The organism is Streptomyces sp. NPDC048606 (assembly GCF_040650855.1).
Classification (GTDB): Bacteria; Actinomycetota; Actinomycetes; order Streptomycetales; family Streptomycetaceae; genus Streptomyces.
Map to the genome: position 1 here is coordinate 10,077 of NZ_JBEZIB010000047.1, position 20,121 is coordinate 30,197.

Sequence of the window (20,121 nt, forward strand, 5' to 3'; positions counted from 1 at the left end):
GGCGTCGCCACGGCCGAGGAGCCAGCCGGCCGCGAGCGCGGCCAGCAGGTGCCCGATCATCATGGCGGGGCTGAACAGACCCACGCCCATCGGGCGGCCGCGACGAAGTGGCCGCACATGCTCACGGTGTCGCGGTGGGAGTTCGCCGGACGGGCGATAGGCGGCAGGATCCTGACCTCGCCTTCTATCGCTATTTGATCAACACGGGCCGCCCCTGGGCGGGATCGGAGGCTGCCGGAACTCTTGATCGTGTCCGCCGGCGAAGCGGCGGACTCTGTTCGAGACGCGAGGTGGGTTGCCTATGTCACCGAGTGAGGACGAGGACCGTCGGCGGGCGGAGCGGGCCCGGCAGGTGGGCCTGTTCCGCTATGGCCTGATCCAGGACCTGATCGACACGAAGCTCACGACACGCCAGCGGGGGAAGCTCGCCCGCGAACTGGCTGCGAAGGAGCACACCGACCCGTTCGGGAGGCAGACTAAGGTCGCCCGCGGCACGCTGGACCGCTGGGTTCGCCACTATCGCGCGGGCGGGTTTCCCGCGCTGGTGCCGGCCCCGCGGCAGGTCACCCCGCGGACGCCGGTGGAGGTGCTGGATCTGGCGGCCGCGTTGAAGAAGGAGAACCCGGCCCGCACGGCCGCGCAGATCCAGCGGATCCTGCGGACCACGCAGGGCTGGTCGCCGACCGACCGGACGTTGCAGCGGCACTTCGCTGATGCCGGTCTGACCGGCGCCGCCGACGGCGAGAAGAGCGTGTTCGGCCGGTTCGAGGCCACCCGCGGCAACGAGCTGTGGACCGGCGACGCCCTCCACGGGCCGAAGATCGGCGGGCGCAAGACGTACTTGTTCGCGTTCATCGACGACCACAGCCGGGCGATCGTGGGCCACCGGTTCGGGTTCGCCGAGGACACCGTCCGCCTGGCCGCCGCTCTGCGGCCGGCGCTGTCTGCCCGTGGAGTCCCCGAGTCGATCTACGTCGACAACGGGAGTGCCTTCGTCGACACGTGGCTCTTGCGAGCATGCGCGTCCCTGGCCGTTCGCCTCACCCATTCCAAGCCCGGACGGCCGCAGGGCAGGGGGAAGATCGAACGGTTCTTCCGCACCGTCCGTGACCAGTTCCTCGTCGAACTCGATGAGGAACGTGTCGGCCGGATTGAGCACCTCACCGAGTTGAACAGGCTCTTCACCGCGTGGGTGGAGACGGTCTATCACCGCACGGTGCACTCGGAGACGGGGCAGCCTCCGATCGAACGCTGGCTGGGTTCGATTCCCCGGCCGCTTCCGCTGCCCAGCCCAGCTGATCTTCGGGAGGCGTTTCTGTGGTCGGAGTTCCGGACCGTGACGAAGACCGCGACGGTCAGCCTGCACGGCAACAGCTACGAGGTCGACCCGATGCTGGCCGGGATGAAGGTCGAGCTGGTCTTCGACCCGTTCGACCTGACCGAGATCGAGGTGAGGGCCTCGGGGAAGACGGCGGGCAAGGCGGTCCCGCACCGGGTGGGCCGTCATACCCATCCGAAGGCGAGGCCGGAGACACCGTCGGAGCCGGCCCCGCCGACTGGAATCGACTACCTGAAGATCCTCGACGAAACCCACACGGCGAACACCGCGAAGGGCATCAACTACTCGTCCCTGATGGACGACGGGCGGGGACCGCGATGATCGACCGCGTTCAGGGGTATTTCGGTTTCACCCGGGTCCCCTTCGGCCGCAACCTGGCCGCGTCCATGCTCCACCAGCACCATTCCCACCGGGAGGCTGCCGCCCGCATCGCGTGGTGCATCAACAACCGGGCGATCGGCGTGGTCACCGGCGAAGTCGGATCCGGCAAAACGGTCGCCCTCAAAGGGGCCGTCGCCTCGCTCGACCCGGCCCGGTTCACGGTGATCTACCAGCCCAACCCCGAGGTCGGCATGCGCGGCCTCTACGACCGCATCGTCACCAGCCTGGGCGGGACCCCCAAGTTCCACCTGGCCGCTCTCGCCACCCAGGCATCCGCCGCGCTGGCCGCGGAAGTCGACGAGCGCGGCAGGACGCCGGCCGTCGTGATCGACGAGTCGCACCTGCTCGACCACCAGGAGCTGGACGCGATCCGCATGCTCACCAACTACGACATGGACTCCACGACGCCGTTCGCGGTGTTGCTGATCGGCCAGCCCACCCTGCGCAAACGGATGAAGCACGGCGTCCTGGCGGCCCTGGACCAGCGGATCTCGATCAGCTACCAGATGCCCACGATGAGCAAGGAGGAGACCGCCAGCTACATCAAGCACCACCTCACCATCGCCGGACGGCAGGACACCTTGTTCTCCGACGACGCCGTGGAACTGATCCACCTCACCAGCCGCGGCCTGCCCCGCTCGGTCAACAACATCGCCTGGCAGTCCCTCATCGCCGCCTTCACCGAGGAGAAGGGCATCGTCGACGAGTCCTCCACCCGCACCGCGATCACCGAGACACACGCGACAGAGTGAGCACGAAGCCGACACCGTGTTCACGACGACCCCGGCGGCCTGACGGCCGCCGGGGTCGTTTCATCCCGCCCCATCGACAACCAGCACGTCGCCCTCATGCTCATCTTCAGCGTCGCTCAACACACCGTCATCCCCGGCAGGCTGCGGGAGAACGCCGACGTCATCGCCCACCTCAAGGAGAGGTTCGGCGACCCGGACGCCGGGACGGAGCCACAGGCGTGAGTTTCCGGGAACTGGATCTCCGCCAGCCGGCCGAGGTGGTCATACCCCGGTCGGATGACATCGGCGGTCAGCTCCACGGATCGGTCGGAGCCAGGGTCTGGTACTTCTGACTCTCGATCGGTCACGTAGTGTGATCGGTCGATTGCCTTTCCCTTGCGGACGGAGATCAAAATGATCAAGTGTGTACGGGTCCGGACCACGGCCGGGAGCGGCCCACGGCGCCGTGTCCGCACGGGTGTCGCCGCCCTCGCCGCGGCGGTGGTATCGCTCGTGGCCCTCGCCCCGGCCAGCGCGGCCGACCAGGACCCGGCCGCCCCGGCCGTCAAGGCGCTCACCGGCGCCCAGGAGAGAGCGGTAGCCGACGACCTGCAGACCATGGGACTCCAGGTGAGCGTGGTCGCGGGCCTGATCTTTGCGCGGGGCGACGCCGCCACCGTCAACCAGGCCGAAACCCGGTTCGCGGACAAGGACCCCATGGCGATGTTCACCGGTCTTGACCAGTCCGGCACCGGTTACCTCCTCATGCGGGGCACCAACATCGCCCCGTGGATCGGGTTCACTCCCGGCTCGGGGGTCGTCATCCAGTCGGTCAGCAACGAGTCTGACGGGGAGACGGTCGTCTATGACCAGGCCACCGGCCACCTGAACGTCAGCGAGGACCACCACACTGCGGAGAACCTCCCCACACCCCACACCCGGGGCGCGAAGACCACACGCGCGGGCAACGGTCACGGCGCCGTCACCTTCGGGAACCCGGGAGTCTTCGCTTCCGACCGGATCCCGGTCCCCTCCCACATCCCGAGCAACATCTGCAGCAACTCGAGCGGCGTCATCTCTGCTCTGAATCCTGCCCTCGGGAACAACTGCCTCCTCGCCTGAGGCCCGGACCTGCCACAGCCCGGCATCGGTCACCCAGTGCCTGCGGCTTCGTGCGGCGCCTCTGCTGTCCGGTACGTCCACAGACAGCGTGGCCAGGGAGTTGTTCTCGGCGACGGCAGAGCTTTCCCGCGTCGTCGGCTGGTCCGCCTTCGACATCGGGCAACACGCCGCGGCCCAGAGTCACTTCGTCCAGGCACTGGCACTGGCTCGCGCGGCCGGGAATATCGAGGTCGGCAGCTACGTCCTGACCACCATGGCCCTGCAGACCTTCCTGCGCGGATACCCGCAGGAGGCAGCCGACATGGCGGAGGGCGCCTACGAACGCGGCCTGGGGCACGCGGCACCGCGGGTCCTGGCGTTCGCGAAGCTGGCGCAGGCCCGCGCCCACGCCCGCGCGGGCGAGGCCCGGGCAGCCGGCGCCGCCCTGGCCCAGTCCGAGCGCCTCCTGGACTCCATCGACTCCGGTACGCCGGATCCGGACTGGCTCGGCTACTTCACCCACGCCCGCCTGGGCACGGACGCCACCGAGATCCACCGAGACCTCGGCAACGCCAAGGCGGCCTTCGCCTGGGCCAAGCGGGCCGACCCCATGCCCGCCGGCCGATTCACCCGCGCGACCGGCATCCGCTTCGCCGTGCTCGCCACCAGCCACATCCAGGCCCACGACCTCGAACAAGGACTCGCCACCGCCACCCAGGCCCTGCACATCCTGCGCGCCGTGCGCTCCACCCGCGCACACGGATACGTCCGCGACATCACCACCGCCCTTGAGCCGTGGAAGCGGGAAAGCGCGGTGTCCGACTTCGTGCACCAGGCACGAGCCCTGTCGGCGGCATAGTCCCCGGACGGCCGGCGGCCATCCCCGGAAGCGATCGCCCGCCGACCTCGACGCCGTGCCCTGCACTACCGGCGGAAGCGAACCGCCCGCGCCCGAGCGCGCGCCGGTGTCGACGGTCGGCACCGCAGGGGGCTGCGACAGTGCGAGGGCGTTGCGGCCGCCAGCCATGATCGTCTCCAACGGGGTGGGAACCGCGCGGGCGGCTCCGTGGCAAGGTCAGGTGAGTTCGTGATCGGCGAACCGCAGATCACTCCGGATCTGGTGAAACGCGCGTGCGCCGTTGTGCCCGCGGGATGCCGGGGCTTGGGACGTAGTGTCCCGGCCCGTACGGTCCGTGCTCGTCGCGGCGTATATCCCCGCAGGCGGCGAGATGCCCCAGAGCACGCTGAACCTGGTGAGGCTGCAGCCTGAACTCTGTGCTGAGCAGCCCTGTGGGCAGCGCCTGTCCCGGTTGGTAGTGGCCCGTGCTGATGCGCTCCTGGACGGCGAGCTGCAGCGCCCGGTCACACGGGTGCGCTTCCCCTTGATGCAGTCGGGTCGCGGGGCCGTTGCTGTCCAGGGCGATTTCGCCGGCGGTGTCCCGGTGCCGAAGAGCCTGGCGAACGTGCGCCGCGGGCAGGCTCAAGGTGAGTGCCAGCTGCTTGGGGGACGGCAGGGCCGTGCCGGGCTTGATGTTCTGGGTCACGTACCACTGCACGACGGCACGGGCCTTGTCCTGGGCCTGATCGCTGGCGGAGACGGCGCTCAGGGAGCGGTGGACACTCATGCGCCCGCCGCCCCACGTGCAGCCGCCCGTGAGCGGCCGTCGCCCGCGGACACGGCCGCACCGACCACGTCCTCGTGGCGGAACACTGCCGGTTCGCGCAGCGGTCGCCGGGGCGTCGGCGCCCGGTGCGAAGCGCGGTAGGCGGGGGACCGGTCGTCTCGCTTCGTGAACGTCGCGGGAGGGGATATCGGCGACGCCGATCTGCGGTGGGCGGGTTCCATGGAAGTTCCTTCGGGGGCGGTCGTCGGTTGGGGTGGGCGGGCGCCGGTCCGCTATCGGAAGCGGCTGGGCGGGCGGTGGGTGGTGTGCGGGCGCACGATCGTGGAGCGGGTGCGGAGTACCAGGCTGGGGTGGCCTCGCAAGACGACGGCCTTGACGGACGTGTCGGCCCGCGGTGCGAACATGTTCGTGATCTCGTAGGCCCCACGGCCGTTAAGGATCAGCCAGTCCCCGACGGCGACCCCTTGCGGCAGCACTTCGAGGACCTCCCCGGGCGGAGCGCCGCTGACCGCGCACGCCACCGGCCCACCCGGCAGAACGGGGCGTTCCTCGAAGTCGTCGTCCAGGTGGAAGGGGTCATCGTCGTCGTCGTACAACGCGTGCGCTCCTTCGGGTCTTCGGGGCCGGTTCAGCGGTTGTGCCGGTTGTTTGGGGCAGTAGGTCGCCAAGTGCGGTGGCCAGGCAGGCGGTGTGCCACAGGCCCGGCAGGATCCCGTCGGGCAGGGGTGCGCACAGTGCCTCGATCGCCTGCGCCGTCCGGGCGTCGGCCCGGAGTCGGGCGCTGGGAGTGACGCCGGTGGGGAACGGTTCGCTCAGGAGCTGCGCGTCGAGGACCCGCAACTTGTCCCAGTGCTCGCGGACCTCATCGGGGGCCAGGTAGGCGCGGAGTTGCCATCGCCTTTTCGCGGCCTCTGTGGAGGTCCGGATGACGCTCAGGCCCGTGCGTTGTCGCGGCGGAGCCGGAAGCGGCAACTGTTCGCAAGGGGTGAGCGACTGGGCCGAATCCAGGACCCGGGGGCCTCGCCGGCGCTGACGCAGCAGGAGACCTTCCCGCTCCAGCATGTCCTGCGCCTCGGCGATGCGGGCCTGCCCGGTCCTCAGGAGCCGGCCGAGTTCCTTGAGGCTTGGCATGTCGTCGCCGGGCCGGTGGATGCCGTGGGCGAGCTGCTCACGGATCCGGGCCGCGAGCTGGTCCGGGGTGGGGCAGGGCCGCTGTCCGGCGAGGGCCACCGTGATGTGGCATCCGGAGCGCACCAAGGTCCCTTCGGTGGTGAGGTGTGCCAAGGCGTCCCTGACGAGGTGCTTGGGGGCGGCGAGGTGGGTGGCGACGGCCGCGGTGGTCAGGAACATGCCCGGCTCGTAGTGGCGTCGGCCGATCGCCGAGGACACCGCTGCCGCCAGGTGGGCGATCGGTGTCGGACCGTCATCGAGGGCGGTCAGAAGGTCGATGACGGCGGTGGCCAGCTCGGTCACGGCTTCGGGCGAGGAGTCCGCGACACGTGAAGGGTCGACACCACCGATCAGCTTCTGCCAGCGCGCCTGGTCGACCGCCGAGCCGTGGGCTTGTGTCTGAAGGGTGAGGGCCGTCGGCGTCCACGTGGCGGCGATGACCCGCAACCGCGGGAGGTCCTCGGCCAGGCCGGTACCGCGATGGGCCTGCCGCCTGATTTCCCGGACCCGGACGAGGTCTGGGACCTGAGGACCGCTGAGCCGCCGCGACGGCCTTGGCGTGGGATCGCAAGACCCTGCGGATGTTCGAGCGAGCAAGGTGTCGTTCATGAGAGGGGCCCTCCCCGGTCCCGTCGGGCGTTGGTCGTGCGGCCCAGGCGCACGCCGCCCCAGAAGGCCGCCGCCACGGTGTCCTCCGCAGTAGCGGGCTGGGGACGGACCGCAGCCGGCCGGTCGGTGGCGCGCGCCGGTAAGGCGGTCGCACCGTGATCGGGGTGGACCCGCGCGGGTGGGGGCACCGCGGAGACCGACGCTGGTGGGGCGGCGGGTTCGGTGGCGGGCGGTGTGGTCAGGAGCGCATGGGGCAGGTGAAGAGTGGTGCGGACGCCGCCTCGCGGCGAGAGCTGGTCCAGGTGGACGCGGAAGCCCGTTCTGGCGGCGAGGGTGCCGACGATCTGCAACCCGGACGGGGGTGTGGGGTCGGTCAGGCGCAGCCTTGTGGCGGCGAGTGCCTGCTCGACGGTGGCGCGTGCCCGGGTATCCAATCCGGCGCCGGTGTCGTCGATGACGATGTCCACGCCGTCGGGTGAACCGTGGATGGTGACGGTGGCCGCGGTCGCGGGCGCGCGGTGGTGGACGGCGTTGTCGAGCAGGGCGGCGAGGGCCAGCGTGAGCGGCCCAACAGCCTGGCCCACCACGTAAGCCCCGTACGGGTTGTCGATGTTGACGTGGCGGTAGCCTTCGATGGACGCCATCGCCGCGCGCACCACGTCGACGACGGGCGCGGCGGGTGACACATCCGGTGTGCTGTCGGCCAGGACAGCAAGGACGGCCAGGTGCCGCGCCATCTGCCCGGCCGCGCTGTCGATGCGGTACAGGTGCTCGATGAGCGCGGGGTCCTCATGGACGGCGAGGAGCGCGTCGATCGCCTCACGCTGCACGGTGATCAAGGGCGTGATCGTGGCCAGGCTCGCGCGGACCGACGCCCGTGCGCCGTTCTCGGCACGCGCACCCGTCTCGCTCATCATGTGGCCGACCAGGTCCAGCACCGTGGCGTGGGCCGTCGCCGTCGCGGTCCCGGCCAACCGCGGATGCAGGAGACCGGCCACCGGCGACTCGCTGCCCACATTCGCAACGGCCGGATCGTGCGCCGACCGGTTGATCAGGCGGGGCAGGCGGACTTGGGCGAGGTGGTGGGCCTCCTCCTCGCGCGCGTGGACCCGTTGCCGCTCGGAGGCCACTTTCGTCTCCAGGGCCGAGATCGTGCGGCGTCCGGCAAGCCGGCAGCACCACAGGACGGTGGTGCTGCCCGCCAGGGCCACGACGGACGTCCACAGCACGGTGTCCGACATCAGGGTGGTCACCGGGGCCACCCCCAGTCGTCCTGCCACTGGCCGACGCTGATCACCTTGTGCGCGAGCGCGGCACCGGTGAGCGTGATCTCCGAGGCCGTCAGGGCGAGTCCGAACCGGCGGTGGGCGCGGCGCAGATGACGGGCCGTCTCGACGGCCTTCATCTTCAGGCTGTCGTCGGGCAGGCCCGGGCCGGTGTGTGCGATCCAGGCCCGCAAGACCCGGGCGGCCGTCTCGTCGATCTCCCCGTCCAGAGCGAAGGAATCCGGCGAAGGCCGCTTGATCTGCCCGGTGGCGACAGCACCGAGCGCGACTGTCCGCGGCGGCAGGCCGGTGCGGGCCCGAACGTCGCGCAGCACGGCGGCCAGCGACCAGGGATGGGGCAGACGCAGTTCGGCGTCCTCACGTGACAGGCCGTCCAGCAGGGCTCGGAACATCACCACCTCGATGTCCGAGGCGAGGAGAAGCCCGCTCATGCCCCGGCCCCCTGCGAGGTGTCCGACCAGGCGCCGGACCGGTTCATGGCGGCGGCCGCGCTGATAAGGCCGGCGTGGCTCAGGGCCTGGGGGAAGTTGCCGAGCTGACGGCCGCCACGACCGCCGCCAGCGGGCTGGTACTCCTCGGCCAAAAGGCCCAGGGGCCCGGCGACACCGACGAGGTTGTCGAAGATGGCGGCGGCCTCCTTCTGCCGGCCGATCCGGGCCAGGACCTCGACCAGCCAGAACGAACACATCAGGAACCGGCCCTCGTGGCCGGGCAGACCGTCCGCACTCCGATCGCCCGTGGTGCGGTAGCGCAGCATGAACCCGCGCTCGTCGACCAGCTGATCCATGAGCGCCTCGACCGTGCCCACCATGCGCGGGTCATCCGCGGCAATGAACCCGATCAGCGGGAGCCGCAGCAAGGACGCGTCCAGCTCCGGGCCGCCGTAGGACTGGGTGAAGGCCTGCTGCTCCTGGTCGAAGCCGCAGGTCAGGACGTCGGCGCGGATCAGGTCGGCGACGGCCCGCAACCGGGCGGCCTCCAAAGGGTCGTGCACGGCGGGCACCTCGCCCGTGGAGGCCAACTCGCGGGCCCGGTCGACGGCCAGCCACGCCATCACCTTCGAGTAGGTGTGGTGCTTGCGCCCGCCGCGGCTCTCCCACAGACCCGAATCCGGCTCCCGCCAGCGCGCCTCCGCCACCCGCGCCAGCGCCATCACCATCTGGGCGGACGCCGCCGTCCACCCGATCCGGGACGCGATCCGCACCAGGGCGTGCACGATCGAGCCGTATACATCGAGTTGGAACTGGTCCACGGCGGCGTTGCCGCGCCGTACCGGCCGCGAGTTCTCGTACCCGGACAGGTGCCCGATCTCGCGCTCGGGCAGATTCTGCTCGCCTGCGACTCCGCACATGATCCGCACACCGGCCGGGTCGTCGCCGATCGTCTTCAGCGCGAAGGCACGCCATTCGGCCAGGCCGTCGACGGCGCCGCCCTCGATCATGGCGGTGAGGGTGATGTCCGCGTCTCGCCACCAGTGATGCTGGTAGTCCCAGTTCCGCACCCCACCCAAGGCCTCGGGCAGGGAGGTCGTGGCCGCCGCGATGATCGCCCCCGTGGGGGCGTAGCGCAGCCCCTCCAACGTGAGCATCGACCGCTTCACCAACGCCTCGTACCGGCCTCGATAGGCGACGTTACGGTCCACCCAGGCCCGACCGTGACGCTGGGTGGAGGCGCGACGCGACACCGGGGAGACGGGCCGCGACGGCTGCGGACCGAGCGACATCACGAACGCGGCACCACTGCGCAGCAACCGTCCGCGCACCAGACCGTTCTCGTGATCCGTTTCGAGGCCCGGTGCCAGATGCGCCACCAGGGTGACCACCGGCCCGCGGTCGCGGTCGCGGTGGCGGAAGGTCCACTGCGGGTGGCCACCCTCGGACCGGCCCACGATGATGTTCGGGACGGCCAGGCCGTCGTCGAAGCGGGGCCGGAACTCGAACTCGGCGATCGCCTTGTGGAGCCGAACCTCCCGTATCAGATGGCCCACACCCACACCGGGCCCGCGCACCGCCATGTGATCGACGACCGTGACCGTTCCCCCGCCCTGCGGCACGTCCCACACGGTCTCCGTGATCATCGTGTCCCTCCGGTAGGAACGACTGCGCAGCTCCGCAGGCCCGTACGGCCGGATCCGCCAGAACCCGTTCTCCTCCTCGCCGAGGAGCCTGGCGAAGACCAGGGGACTGTCCGGACGGTCACCGCCGGACATGTAGACCACGCTGCCCGCGGCATCCACCAAAGCGGCGGTGTGCGAGTCCGACAGGACGGCGAGGCCCTCGATCGGAGGAGACGACGACGGTGACGTGCTGTTCACAAGGTTCCTCAAGGGTGTGGCGCGATGGGCATCGCGCGGCAGCGGATGGTCACAGGGGGGTGGAGTTTGGCGGCCGGCCGTTGTGTCAGGGCCGGTCGTCTGGTGTTGGCCGGTGTGGCGACGCCGCGCGCGCAGGATGATCTTCCGCATGAGCGGTGATCGCTGTCCTGGCACGGGCCGACACACCGAACCTCAGTGCGCCCGGGCCGGCCGTGGTCGGCCGAACTCGCCGATCTCGTCGGCACGGATCCGGACGGTGTGGAGGATCTCGGCGAGGTCCCGAAGGCCGGGTAAGGGTGCCGCTGCCGTCGGGTGTGATGCGCCAGTTCAGATCCAGCGTGGCGGGGCGGCCGGGCTGAGGACAGGCGATGCTGCGCCGGTCCCTACCGGTGAGCAGGACGCCTCCGGGAAGATCCCGGCCGTCGACCTCCTCCGGTGAGGGGGCGACCAGCCAGGTCCAGCAGTGCGGGGCCTCCAGGACCGGGCCGACCGGCATGTCCTCGGACTCCAGATGAAGCAGGACCAGAGGTGAGATGACCGGCGGCGTCCGCACCACGTCGAACGCGATACCGAGGGGAATGTCCGCCTTGACCGCGTGAGGCCGCCACGGATGATGCCCGGACGTAGGGGCCTGGTAGCCGGCGATCTCGGCCAACCACACCGCTCCGGGCGTGAGCTTCATCGCTGCCCCCCTGGCGGTAAGAGCTGCGCCCGCACGCTCTCGATCGCGGTGGCGATGCAGCGGGCGTGCCACATCCGGGCGCGCGGCTCGTGCGGGGCCAGCGCCGTCGCCAACTCCTCCAACACCGCCCTCGCGTCGCTCCGCGCCCCTCCGTCGGGTGCCGGCGTCGCCAGGACGTGCGCGGCCGTCATCCGCAGGCGCTGCCAGATCACAGTGCTGTCCCCAGCCGGGGGGCGCTTGGTGGCGTGACGGTGCACCGCGACGGTCCTGTCGATGCGGGTGTCGGTGACGACGCCCGGTGCGAGCCGGGGCAGACGCAGGCGCGGCGGCCCGGGGACGTTCAGGACTTCCGGTGTGACGACCCAGTCCCGGTCCCCGACCGCCTGGAGCAGTCCCTCCGCGGCCAGCATGGCCAAAGCGCTCTGGAGGTACATGGTGTTGACGCCCAGGGTGTGGGAGAGATCGTCTGCTGAGGGCAGCGTTCGGCCCGGCGGATGGATGCCGGACATGAGGCGAACACGCAGGCGAGTCAGGAAATCGGGCGAGTAGAGCGCGACCCCGTCCCGGCGCGGCACCCAGAACAAGTTCCGTCCAGGTTCACGCACGAGGACGCCCTCCTCCAAGAGCTCGTGCAGCGCCTCGACGGTGCCGCCGGCCGACGCGGACAGATCACCGGCGAGTTGGGGCAGCGTCAACGGCTGCGTGGGGGTGTAGAGGCGGTAGGTGATGGCGGCCCGGATCGTGTCCGCGATCCCCTGCGACTCCGTCCGCACCGACCCGCACCGGGCCAGCAACTCGGCGACCTGCCACCCCTGGCGCAGGAAGGCCTGCGCGGTGTGCAGCTCGGTGAAAGCGCCTTCCTCCTTGGCCGCGGCCTCTTCGGGAGTGCTCGGCCCGGACGCCCCGAGAGTGCAGGGCGCGCACCGAAGCACTGCGAACCGGCTCCCCGCGTCCTGGCGGCCGTCGCTGGCCGGTTCGCCCACGCCGGGCCGGACCGTCGTGTCGGGTCGGCGGGATGGTCGGGCGGTGAAGGCGTACTGGGCGTAGGCGGGAGCGTTGGCGGGGCGTGGGCCGGGTAGCGCGAGCGTGGTGATGCCTGGCGGTTCCAGGAGCCAGCCCGGCACCAGGGCCCGCAGCTCGGCCATGGTGCGCGGCCGGTAGAGGATGCCGGCCTGGTGGTAGAGGTCGACGAGTCCGCTCATGGCGGCGGGGTGGCTGTCGGCCGCGGTGTGGATGACGGACAGCATGCTGCCCTCCGGCAGCCACTCCCGCAGGCCCGCCAGCAGGCGGGCAGCCGGCTCGTCCCCGATCCACGGCAGCAGCTCGTGGAGCAAGACCGCGATCGGCCGGTCGTGGTCGAGGCCCGCGATCACCGGGTGGGTCACCAGCTCTGCGACGCGGGTGACGTCGGCGCGCATCGCGAGATCGTGGAGCGACTCGGTGAAGACGGTCCGCGCGTGACCCCACACCGTCGGGTCGTCGTCGACATAGACAACCGTCGCCGCCGGATCGACGGACTGCGCGAAGTCGTGGGTGTTGTGGCCGAAGGGTTGGGGCATGCCGCACCCCAGGTCCAGGAATTGGCCGATCCCCAGGGTCGCGAGGCGTGTGACGGATTGCCGGCCATGGGTACGGCAGGCGGTGGCGGCCCGACCCAGCCACGGCGACCGCCGCAGGAGCGCCGCACCGAGAGCCCGATCAGCCGGGAAGTGCTCCGTGCCGCCGCTGATGAATGCGCACACCCGGGCCACGGCCGGCCTGGACACATCGATCGGCGACAGCGGGATCTGGTTCTGGGTCACGGTCGGCTCCCCGAAGGCGCGGGGGGAATCGGTGCCGGGCTGGGGTCGTGCCCGCGGGCTGGTGTGAGCCATGAATCCTCCAGAAGTTGTAAGCGGCGCATCGGGACTTCACTCGGACCGGGCGGGTCGTCGCGGATCCAGGCGCGCAGGATCGGACCGAGGAGGCGGGCGGCCCGGCCGAGAACGTCGAGGGCGGTCACCGGCCGCCGCCGGTGGTGTCGCGGACGGGCCCAGGGACGCGGAGCTCCATCAGCCAGACCAACCCGCCCGAAACGGAACCGAGGGCACTGACGCGGGCGGTGCGCCACCCCAGATCCTCCAAGCGGGAGGGCAGCTCGCGCTGTGTGAGCCGCAGCCCCACCACCGCGTATCCGCCCTCCGCGGCCCGACTGGCGGCCCAGCGGGTCAGGTGGACGAGCAGCTCCAGGTCACAGTCGGGCGAGAACACCCACAACCGGTCGAGGAACAGGACCCGCTCACGGTGCGGCCGCGCCCCGGCCCCGGCCCTGGGTGCCGCTGTGCTGTCGCCGATCGTGAAGACGGCGGCGAGGTACCCGTCCGCGAGGAACATCCACCCCTGGACGGGCCCGCTACCCGCGGGCGGGTAGTCCTCGGCATCGGCTGTCGCACACCGCGCCCGCAGGAGGTGGGCCAGGGCGGTCTGATCCTCACGGCGAACCGGCAGGACCGCGTACGGCTCGTCGGCGACCGGCTCCGGCCGCGTGCCGACCATCGACGCCAACGCGGGCAACGCGAGGGCGGCACGCACCTCGATTCGCCGCTTGCACCGGTCGGCTACCGCATCCTCCCTCCGCAGCGCTGCCGGGATCGGGCGCCGACCTCGGGTGACCGGGCACGCGAAGACGATCCGCACCTCGCGGACGGTCGCCGTACGGTGCGCGGCCCAATGCGTGCTCCACGAGGCCAACAGCTCCTCCGGCCGGTCCGCGGCCGCGCCCGGGTCCGCCAGCAGGTGCCGCACATGCAGCAGCCCTGTCCCGTCCGCGTCCAGTCCGACCTGCAGGTGCGCGGCCGCCACCGGTTGTGCCGTGGCGTGGTCCGTCATCACCCACAAGCCACTGCCCTCGTAGGCCCCTCGCCCGTGTGCGCGCTCCAACACGGCGATCAGGTCGCGACTGTCGCGACAGGCCTCCCCATCCGGGCACACCTCCTGGTGCGCCTGAACCAGCACGTGCACACCCAGACGATGGGGGTAACGCGCCTCCCGTACGAGGTACGGCGGTGCCCCAGGGAGGGTGGGCGATTGCGTGGACATCTCACTCCGTGAATCAGCTGAACAGAGGAACTTGGGGGCCTTCCCCGCCCCGCCGACGTCAAGGACGGGGAAGGCCGGCTCAGGGACGGCGGTAGGGCGACGCCGCACGGCCGGGGGGTGATTCGCGTTCGGTCAGGACCAGGCGCACCCCGTGGCCGGCGAGCCAGTCGCGGATGCCCTCCGCCGACCAGGGACCCACCGCCTCATGGGGTGCCACCGGCACGAGGTGACTCATGGACGGCGTGATCAACACCTGGGCATGACCGCTGTTGATCAGCCACTCGACCCACCGAAGCCCGGGACGGTCGTCGGCCCGACGACCGGCGACATCATCCGACCGGCCGAGAAGCGATCCGCACACCCCGCGGGCCGCCCTCTCCAGGCCGGCGAACACCGGGCGGGCGTCGATGCCGGCGGGCAACGCCGCATACGCCACACCGGCCGCGGTCCGGTTGAGGTGTTTCATGGCGCTCTTGCGCACGTCGTCGAGCGCGGCCAGGAGCCGATCCGAGGGCCGGGACGGGTCGTTCGGTTCGGTCGAGAGCCATTGCGCCATCAGGTCGATCACCTTGGTTGTGTCCGCCGAGGCAGGCAACGCCAGCAACCAGTCGAGGACCTTTGCCAGACGAGCCCGCGACACCTCGACCCGCTCGGCCCTCCTGGCGTCCTCACCCGGAATCGGAAGATTCCGCAGGCCCACAAGGAGCCGGTCGAGCGTCATCGTGGCGCGCGCGTCCTCGCCCGCGATGGTCAGCGACCCGCCGGGACCGCCGATGGTGGTCCTCACAGGTCCGTCTCCGCCCGCACCAGAGCGACGAATCCGCCCACCCGATGGACGTGGCGCAGGACCGGCTTGTACTCGCTGTCGTGCGCGCTGATTGCCGTGCGACTCACGGCCACGATCCCGTCGGCGCGGCCGTCGGCGATGGCCTGCAGCGCGCGGGCCAGGCCTGGGCGCAGCATGGGGTCGCTGTCGCCGAGGGCGTCCGACTGGGCGCTGAGCAGGTCCCAGCCGTGCGCGGCAACCAGGCCGCGCGCCTCGGCGAGTTGGTCGGCCGGGTTCTGGCCGGTACGCACGAGGGTGTAGGGCACGATCCGGAACCGGCACGCTGCCGGGGCAAACGGCAGGTGGACCTGACGCAGTGTCCGCAGCCGAACGGCCGCCTCACGCGCCGTGCTCACCGTCGGTGAAGGGCAGGTATCTCCATCGGGTAAGTGCGGAAACGTACGCAGCCGCATCACCGCACACCGCCTCGGGTGCGCGTGCCCGACACGTGATCCCCGCGTTCCGGGACACAATGCTCGGTTCGAGCTCCTACGGACGTGTGGGAGGCAGGCAGGCCTTGGACGTCACCGGTGTCCCGAGGTGACAGCTCCGCGCGGACCGTCTTGCCATCGGCGCCGTCACGGAGATACCAACTGGTCACGGCCCCAAGCCGTCCCGCCTCCCGCAGCCCGCGCCCGCACTCGCCGCGCATCGCCGCCTTGAACTGGGCGAAGGCAGCTTCGAGGTCACGGACGTCGATCCAAAGACCGCCGGACACCGCGACCGCGAGCTCCACGCGGATCTGCGCGCCGGACGGGGCCGGGACCGGGACACCGTGGCGCACCGCGTTGTCCACCACAGGCCCCCGTACCTCGGTGGCCACACCCACGTCGCCCGGGTACCCGGCGATCGTCAGGTGATCGCGGGCCGTGTTCCGGGCGAGGGTCGGGGCGTTGGAGGTTGCCGGCAGTTTCATGCAGGTGTGGGTCTGGGCCGGGTATCTCGCGGGCGGGTCGGGGGTGATGCGGGCGTGTTCGGGCATGGACGCCTCGTGGGTGGGAGGAGGTCTGGTGGTGGTTCATGTGGCGGGCGAGGACGATGTGGCCTGTGACTCGCTTGCCCGTCGTCGGTCCGGCAGGCGGAGTCGACGGTGTGAATCTGATGCTGATCGACGGTTAGAGGTGCCGTGCTTGTCGGACCGGCTGTGAATAGCTTTGCCGCTGGGCGATACCGGCGGTAGTGAAATCCCACCCCACTTCTCCCCACTTCGATGCCGCCGGACAGCGGTTCGACGCCCACCTGTCGTCGCGAATTCAGCCGGCAAATGGGATCAATTTGGTCATCGGTCCGGGGGTGCGGCTTGAGTGGGGACTTCTTGCTCAGTGATTATTTCGCGTCGCCCCACTTCACCCCACTTCACTGGGAAGCCTTGAAGGTCCGAATCTTCCGTGGTAAGCGACCTCGGGTGCAGGTCAGCTGGAGCCCTTCACGATCATCGAGGTCTTCCCAGGTGGAGGGGGCTTAGACGCTGCTCTGGACTTCGCGAATGGGCGAGCCGCCAGGTGTTCTGCCGGCTATCGATACGTACCGGCGGCGCAGAGTTTCGATGTTGTGTACTAAGTTCGGGCTCACCGGCTGATTCCGTCTCTCCCGCACGGCGAGGAAGTGGGGACAAGTGGGGTCTGATTCCGCTGTGCCGACGCCGGGACATGGGCGAACGTATTCACCAGGACTTGTCAGCCGTCCCCAGGGGAATTACGAGCAGCGAGGAGACAGCCCCGTGCTTAGTCCCGCCGATACCAAGTCGCAAGGCCGCCCGGAACACACCCCCGGCCGTTGCCTGGTGCATGCCATGGTCGACCTCAGCGGCCTGGAGGCCCCTCAACGCGTGGCGCGTGACATGGTGCGCGGCATGCTCGCGAACGCTCCCGCGGACCTCAAGGACGACGTGGTGTTGGTCGCCGACGAGTTGGTGGGCAACGCCTTCGAGCACGCGGGGGAAGCCCTCGGTATCTCGGTCGGCGTGTACGCCTGGGGGACGGTGGTCCAGGTACACGACAGCGGTCGCGATACGGATCGGGTGTCCAGGAGTCCGGCGCGGGCCGGCCACGACGACGTCCGCGGGAGAGGCCTGCTCCTGGTGAACGCCTTGTCGAGTGCCTGGCAGGTCCAGGTTGACGACGCGGGGAAGCGGGTCGTCGCGGTCTTCCTCCACCGAGCGGATGGCACGTACTGATGCTGGCGCGTGATCTCCCACGGCGTCCCGTGGCTCGCGGTTTGCTCCTGAGTCCGCTGGGTGTCGGAACAGGAACGTCTCGGTGGTCTTCGGATACGCGCCCGGACGACGCCAGGCTCCTGGATGGACTGCGTTGCGCGGTGGAGTCGGGTGTGGAGCTCATCGACACGGCCGACAGCCACTTCAACGGCCACGCGGAACGGCTTGTCGGCAAGGTACTCAGGGAATACCCGGGCCACGACGTGCAGGTCGCCAGCACCGTCGGCCGGGTCCTGGGTTCCGCTCCACACCCGTACGCCGGCCCGCGGGTGCGGCATCAGCTCGAACAGACTCTGGAGAACCTCTACCTCGCCGAGATCGCGGTCTACACGCTCGAGTCGTACGACTTCGGTATCGCGGATCGCTATCTCGACCCTGTCGTCGAGCAGATGCGCGCGTTTCGGGACCTCGGCCAGATACGGGCCATCGGCTTGCGTGGCCCGGACGGCCGCTCCTCGGCCCGCTGTGTCCGCCGCTTCTTGGAGTTGTTCGAGCAGATCCGTCCCGACGTCGTCTGGACACAGGCGAGCGGTCTGCTTCCCCTGGCGGACGTCGGCGGGGGTGAGAGCCTCGGCGCCTTCACCGCCCGCCACGGTGTCGGGCTGATGATCGCTTCTCCGCTGGCCAATGGGGTGCTCGCCGGCTGCCGGCCCCGGGCGGAATCCGCGAGGGCGGAGCTCGCCCGTGGACTCGCCGTGCTGGCCGACCGGTTCGGCTCGTCGGTTGACGCTCTGGTTCGCATCGCTTTGCGGTTCGTTCTCCAGCAGGCGCAGAATGCCGTGGTGACGGTCGGCGTGGGAGGCCGTGTGGAGGTCAGCCGGTGCTTCGAGTGTCTCGGACCGTCCCTGTGTGCCACGGACCTGTCGGTGATCGAGGAGGTCTTCGAGCGGATCCGACGTGTGATGAGCCCTTGCGACAGCTCAGTCGTCGCGGATGGGGTGACCGGACGGGATGGAGGCGGAGAGGTCGCTTCTCAGCTGGGCGTGCCGTTGCGAAGGTAGCGAGGGATCCCGTCGCTCAGCACTTCCAGAGCCTGCCCCGCCCGGGCCCGTTGCCGGTCCGGCAGCAGCTTCAGTGCTTCGGTCACCGGGAAGAACCCGTGCTCGGAGATCTCCTCGTCGCAGGGCTTCAGCTTCGCGGCCGGACCCGGCGGGAGTACTCCGGCGTCGAAGACGAAACCGAGGTAGTCGTCCCACGGGCCATGAGGCTCGACCCAGTCTACGCACAGGAGCCGCAAGGTGGTGACGGCAAGGCCGAGCTCTTCCCTCAGCTCGCGACGCAGTGCGGAGTCAGGGGGTTCGTTGGCCTCGGCCATTCCTCCGGGAAGGTCCCAGCCGTCCTTATAGGTCGGGTTCACCAAGAGCAACCTGCCGTCTTCGTCCCGCAGCAGGGCGTCGGCGGCCGTGCGCTTACGGGCCTGCTTGGCGTTCCCCTCGGCGAGGTAGGCGTCACGGCCGGGTTCTCCTGGCCTGGGAACATCGTTCACTGGGAACCTTCCGAGAGTACGAGGCTGTCGAGCAGCAGGTTGCGGTGGCGCGCGGCCGTGTCCATTCGGGTGAGGAGATCACGGACCTCCGGTACCTGGCGATGCTGTTCGAATGCGTTGCGCAGCAGCGCAAGTTGGCGGCTCAGTCGCAGCGAGGTCACTGACTGTCCTGCGGTCAGCAGCTCGACCCCGACCTGGCAGGCCGCGTCGATCCGTTGCTGTGCCAGTAATACCCGTGCGAGTGTGACGTGGCCGAACGCTCTGCTCCGGACGCGGCTGGCGTCACGCAGGGCCAGTGCCCGTTCGGCTTCCCGGGCCGCGGCGTCGAGCGCCCCGAGGTCCAGCAGCGCGGAGGCCTCCTCGCTGGCCAGCGCAGCCTCGTCGAACGGTGCCACCCACGGGGTACCCGGAACGGAACCTGTGCGGGTCAAGGCGTCGTGCGCGTGCTCGAGGGCCTGCCGGGCGTCGTGTTCCTCGCCGCGCCGTGCCAGAGCGCGTGCCCGCATGGCGTGGAGGCGTGCGGAGAGCACGGGGACCTGTGGGCTGTCGGCAAGCCGGAGCAGTCCGCGGTGCGCCAGGTCGGCCGCGGTGTCCACCTGCCTGGTCTGCAAGGCCAGGTGGCTCATGCCGGCCAGGACGTTCGCTCCGGCGGTCACGTCGGCCAGGCTCTGCGCCAGCCGCAGCGCACGGTCGAAGTGCCCGGCAGCCAGATCGTCTCGTCCGGCGTCGTGGGCCATCCAAGCCGCCATCTCGGTGAGGACGACCGCTGCCCCGAAGGCGGATTCGCCGTTCTCGCCGGACGCGTTCGCGCCGAAGATGCCGGGGGCGACGGCGGTGGTGAGGTAGTGCATCAGGGATCGGTAGACGTGGCCACCGCCGAGCTGGCGGTCCGCGAGCCTGAAGGACTCCAGGGCGCCGATGTGCGGTGACATCGCGACGCTCTGCGGCGAGGGCCGTCCGTCGATCGAGAGCGAGTGCCCGACGCCGTGCGGGGAGGCCTCCTGCTCGGTGGTCCCGAACAGTCGCTGGGCCGTCTCGCCGAGAAGGTGCTCCAGAACCCGGCAGGTCGCACGCCGTGGCAGTCCCTTGATGTCCCCGACCATCCACCGGTCCCACGCGGACCGGGAGACGTGCACGGAAGCGAGAGAGGGATCACCGTCCAGGTCGGCCACTTCCCTGGCAGCCCGGTGGAAATGAAACGTGAACGTCTCGTAGGCGCGCATGCGCCGAGCCTCGACCACCTCCGGGAAGAGAATCGCCCTGCGCATCGCCGTCCTC

Annotated in this window: 21 protein-coding genes; 8 read left to right on the top strand and 13 right to left on the bottom strand. The window is 70.3% G+C overall.

Going from position 1 to position 20,121, the window contains the following annotated elements:
* Nucleotides 1-301 precede the first annotated feature (301 nt).
* From AB0D01_RS34895 to AB0D01_RS34915, 5 genes are all read left to right on the top strand, one after another.
* Nucleotides 302-1,660, top strand: coding sequence for a DDE-type integrase/transposase/recombinase (locus AB0D01_RS34895; RefSeq protein ID WP_363062520.1), 1,359 nt, complete (start codon nt 302-304; stop codon nt 1,658-1,660).
* Complete coding sequence (locus tag AB0D01_RS34900) at nt 1,657-2,472, top strand: AAA family ATPase (protein WP_363062522.1); 816 nt, start codon at nt 1,657-1,659, stop codon at nt 2,470-2,472. Before AB0D01_RS34895 ends, AB0D01_RS34900 begins: the two co-directional genes overlap by 4 nt.
* Nucleotides 2,473-2,568: 96 nt before the next feature.
* On the top strand, nt 2,569-2,694 hold the full coding sequence (locus AB0D01_RS34905) for a hypothetical protein (RefSeq protein WP_363062524.1): 126 nt from the start codon (nt 2,569-2,571) through the stop codon (nt 2,692-2,694).
* Nucleotides 2,695-2,865: 171 nt separating this feature from the next.
* Entirely contained in the window at nt 2,866-3,573 is a 708-nt protein-coding gene (locus tag AB0D01_RS34910; RefSeq protein ID WP_363062526.1) for a chaplin, read from the top strand.
* Between the two features lie 88 nt (nt 3,574-3,661).
* Entirely contained in the window at nt 3,662-4,411 is a 750-nt protein-coding gene (locus AB0D01_RS34915; protein WP_363062528.1) for a hypothetical protein, read from the top strand.
* A 247-nt stretch (nt 4,412-4,658) separates the two neighbouring features.
* Here AB0D01_RS34915 and AB0D01_RS34920 read toward each other — a convergent pair whose 3' ends face one another.
* The 7 genes from AB0D01_RS34920 to AB0D01_RS34950 all read right to left on the bottom strand — a co-directional run bounded on the left by AB0D01_RS34920 (nt 4,659) and on the right by AB0D01_RS34950 (nt 13,004).
* Nucleotides 4,659-5,177 (bottom strand): hypothetical protein, encoded by a 519-nt coding sequence (locus tag AB0D01_RS34920; protein WP_363062530.1) that lies wholly within the window; start codon nt 5,175-5,177, stop codon nt 4,659-4,661.
* A gap of 272 nt (nt 5,178-5,449) precedes the next feature.
* Entirely contained in the window at nt 5,450-5,773 is a 324-nt protein-coding gene (locus AB0D01_RS34925; RefSeq protein WP_363062532.1) for a hypothetical protein, read from the bottom strand.
* Complete coding sequence (locus AB0D01_RS34930; protein WP_363062534.1) at nt 5,754-6,794, bottom strand: GntR family transcriptional regulator; 1,041 nt, start codon at nt 6,792-6,794, stop codon at nt 5,754-5,756. The genes AB0D01_RS34925 and AB0D01_RS34930 overlap by 20 nt, the downstream gene beginning before the upstream one ends.
* Nucleotides 6,795-6,952: 158 nt before the next feature.
* Nucleotides 6,953-8,236: an ATP-binding protein gene (locus tag AB0D01_RS34935; protein WP_363062536.1), complete on the bottom strand. Its 1,284-nt coding sequence runs from the start codon at nt 8,234-8,236 to the stop codon at nt 6,953-6,955.
* Nucleotides 8,206-8,673, bottom strand: a complete 468-nt coding sequence (locus tag AB0D01_RS34940) for a hypothetical protein (RefSeq protein ID WP_363062538.1) — start codon at nt 8,671-8,673, stop codon at nt 8,206-8,208. Before AB0D01_RS34940 ends, AB0D01_RS34935 begins: the two co-directional genes overlap by 31 nt.
* A complete protein-coding gene (locus AB0D01_RS34945) occupies nt 8,670-10,556 on the bottom strand; it encodes a glycoside hydrolase family 15 protein (protein WP_363062540.1) in 1,887 nt (628 codons plus the stop codon). Before AB0D01_RS34945 ends, AB0D01_RS34940 begins: the two co-directional genes overlap by 4 nt.
* A 678-nt stretch (nt 10,557-11,234) precedes the next feature.
* Complete coding sequence (locus AB0D01_RS34950; RefSeq protein WP_363062606.1) at nt 11,235-13,004, bottom strand: SAM-dependent methyltransferase; 1,770 nt, start codon at nt 13,002-13,004, stop codon at nt 11,235-11,237.
* Here AB0D01_RS34950 and AB0D01_RS34955 point away from each other — a divergent pair.
* Complete coding sequence (locus AB0D01_RS34955) at nt 12,967-13,107, top strand: hypothetical protein (protein WP_363062608.1); 141 nt, start codon at nt 12,967-12,969, stop codon at nt 13,105-13,107. The genes AB0D01_RS34950 and AB0D01_RS34955 overlap by 38 nt on opposite strands.
* Before the next feature lie 129 nt (nt 13,108-13,236).
* On the opposite strand, the gene AB0D01_RS34960 is transcribed toward AB0D01_RS34955, so the two are convergent.
* The 4 genes from AB0D01_RS34960 to AB0D01_RS34975 form a co-directional block, all read right to left on the bottom strand.
* Nucleotides 13,237-14,106: a hypothetical protein gene (locus AB0D01_RS34960; RefSeq protein ID WP_363062542.1), complete on the bottom strand. Its 870-nt coding sequence runs from the start codon at nt 14,104-14,106 to the stop codon at nt 13,237-13,239.
* A gap of 289 nt (nt 14,107-14,395) precedes the next feature.
* Complete coding sequence (locus AB0D01_RS34965; protein ID WP_363062544.1) at nt 14,396-15,103, bottom strand: hypothetical protein; 708 nt, start codon at nt 15,101-15,103, stop codon at nt 14,396-14,398.
* Nucleotides 15,100-15,408: a hypothetical protein gene (locus AB0D01_RS34970; protein WP_363062546.1), complete on the bottom strand. Its 309-nt coding sequence runs from the start codon at nt 15,406-15,408 to the stop codon at nt 15,100-15,102. Before AB0D01_RS34970 ends, AB0D01_RS34965 begins: the two co-directional genes overlap by 4 nt.
* A gap of 146 nt (nt 15,409-15,554) precedes the next feature.
* On the bottom strand, nt 15,555-16,124 hold the full coding sequence (locus AB0D01_RS34975) for a hypothetical protein (protein WP_363062548.1): 570 nt from the start codon (nt 16,122-16,124) through the stop codon (nt 15,555-15,557).
* A gap of 810 nt (nt 16,125-16,934) precedes the next feature.
* Between AB0D01_RS34975 and AB0D01_RS34980 the strand changes: the two genes are divergently transcribed.
* Nucleotides 16,935-17,318 (top strand): ATP-binding protein, encoded by a 384-nt coding sequence (locus AB0D01_RS34980; protein ID WP_363062550.1) that lies wholly within the window; start codon nt 16,935-16,937, stop codon nt 17,316-17,318.
* Nucleotides 17,318-18,358 (top strand): aldo/keto reductase, encoded by a 1,041-nt coding sequence (locus AB0D01_RS34985; protein WP_363062552.1) that lies wholly within the window; start codon nt 17,318-17,320, stop codon nt 18,356-18,358. The genes AB0D01_RS34980 and AB0D01_RS34985 overlap by 1 nt, the downstream gene beginning before the upstream one ends.
* Here AB0D01_RS34985 and AB0D01_RS34990 read toward each other — a convergent pair.
* Together AB0D01_RS34990 and AB0D01_RS34995 are read right to left on the bottom strand one after the other, a co-directional pair.
* Nucleotides 18,331-18,843 carry an NUDIX hydrolase gene (locus AB0D01_RS34990; RefSeq protein ID WP_363062554.1) on the bottom strand — a complete coding sequence of 171 codons (513 nt, stop codon included), beginning with the start codon at nt 18,841-18,843 and terminating at the stop codon, nt 18,331-18,333. The genes AB0D01_RS34985 and AB0D01_RS34990 overlap by 28 nt on opposite strands.
* Nucleotides 18,840-20,111 (bottom strand): hypothetical protein, encoded by a 1,272-nt coding sequence (locus AB0D01_RS34995; RefSeq protein ID WP_363062556.1) that lies wholly within the window; start codon nt 20,109-20,111, stop codon nt 18,840-18,842. The genes AB0D01_RS34990 and AB0D01_RS34995 overlap by 4 nt, the downstream gene beginning before the upstream one ends.
* Between the last annotated feature and the right edge of the window lie 10 nt (nt 20,112-20,121).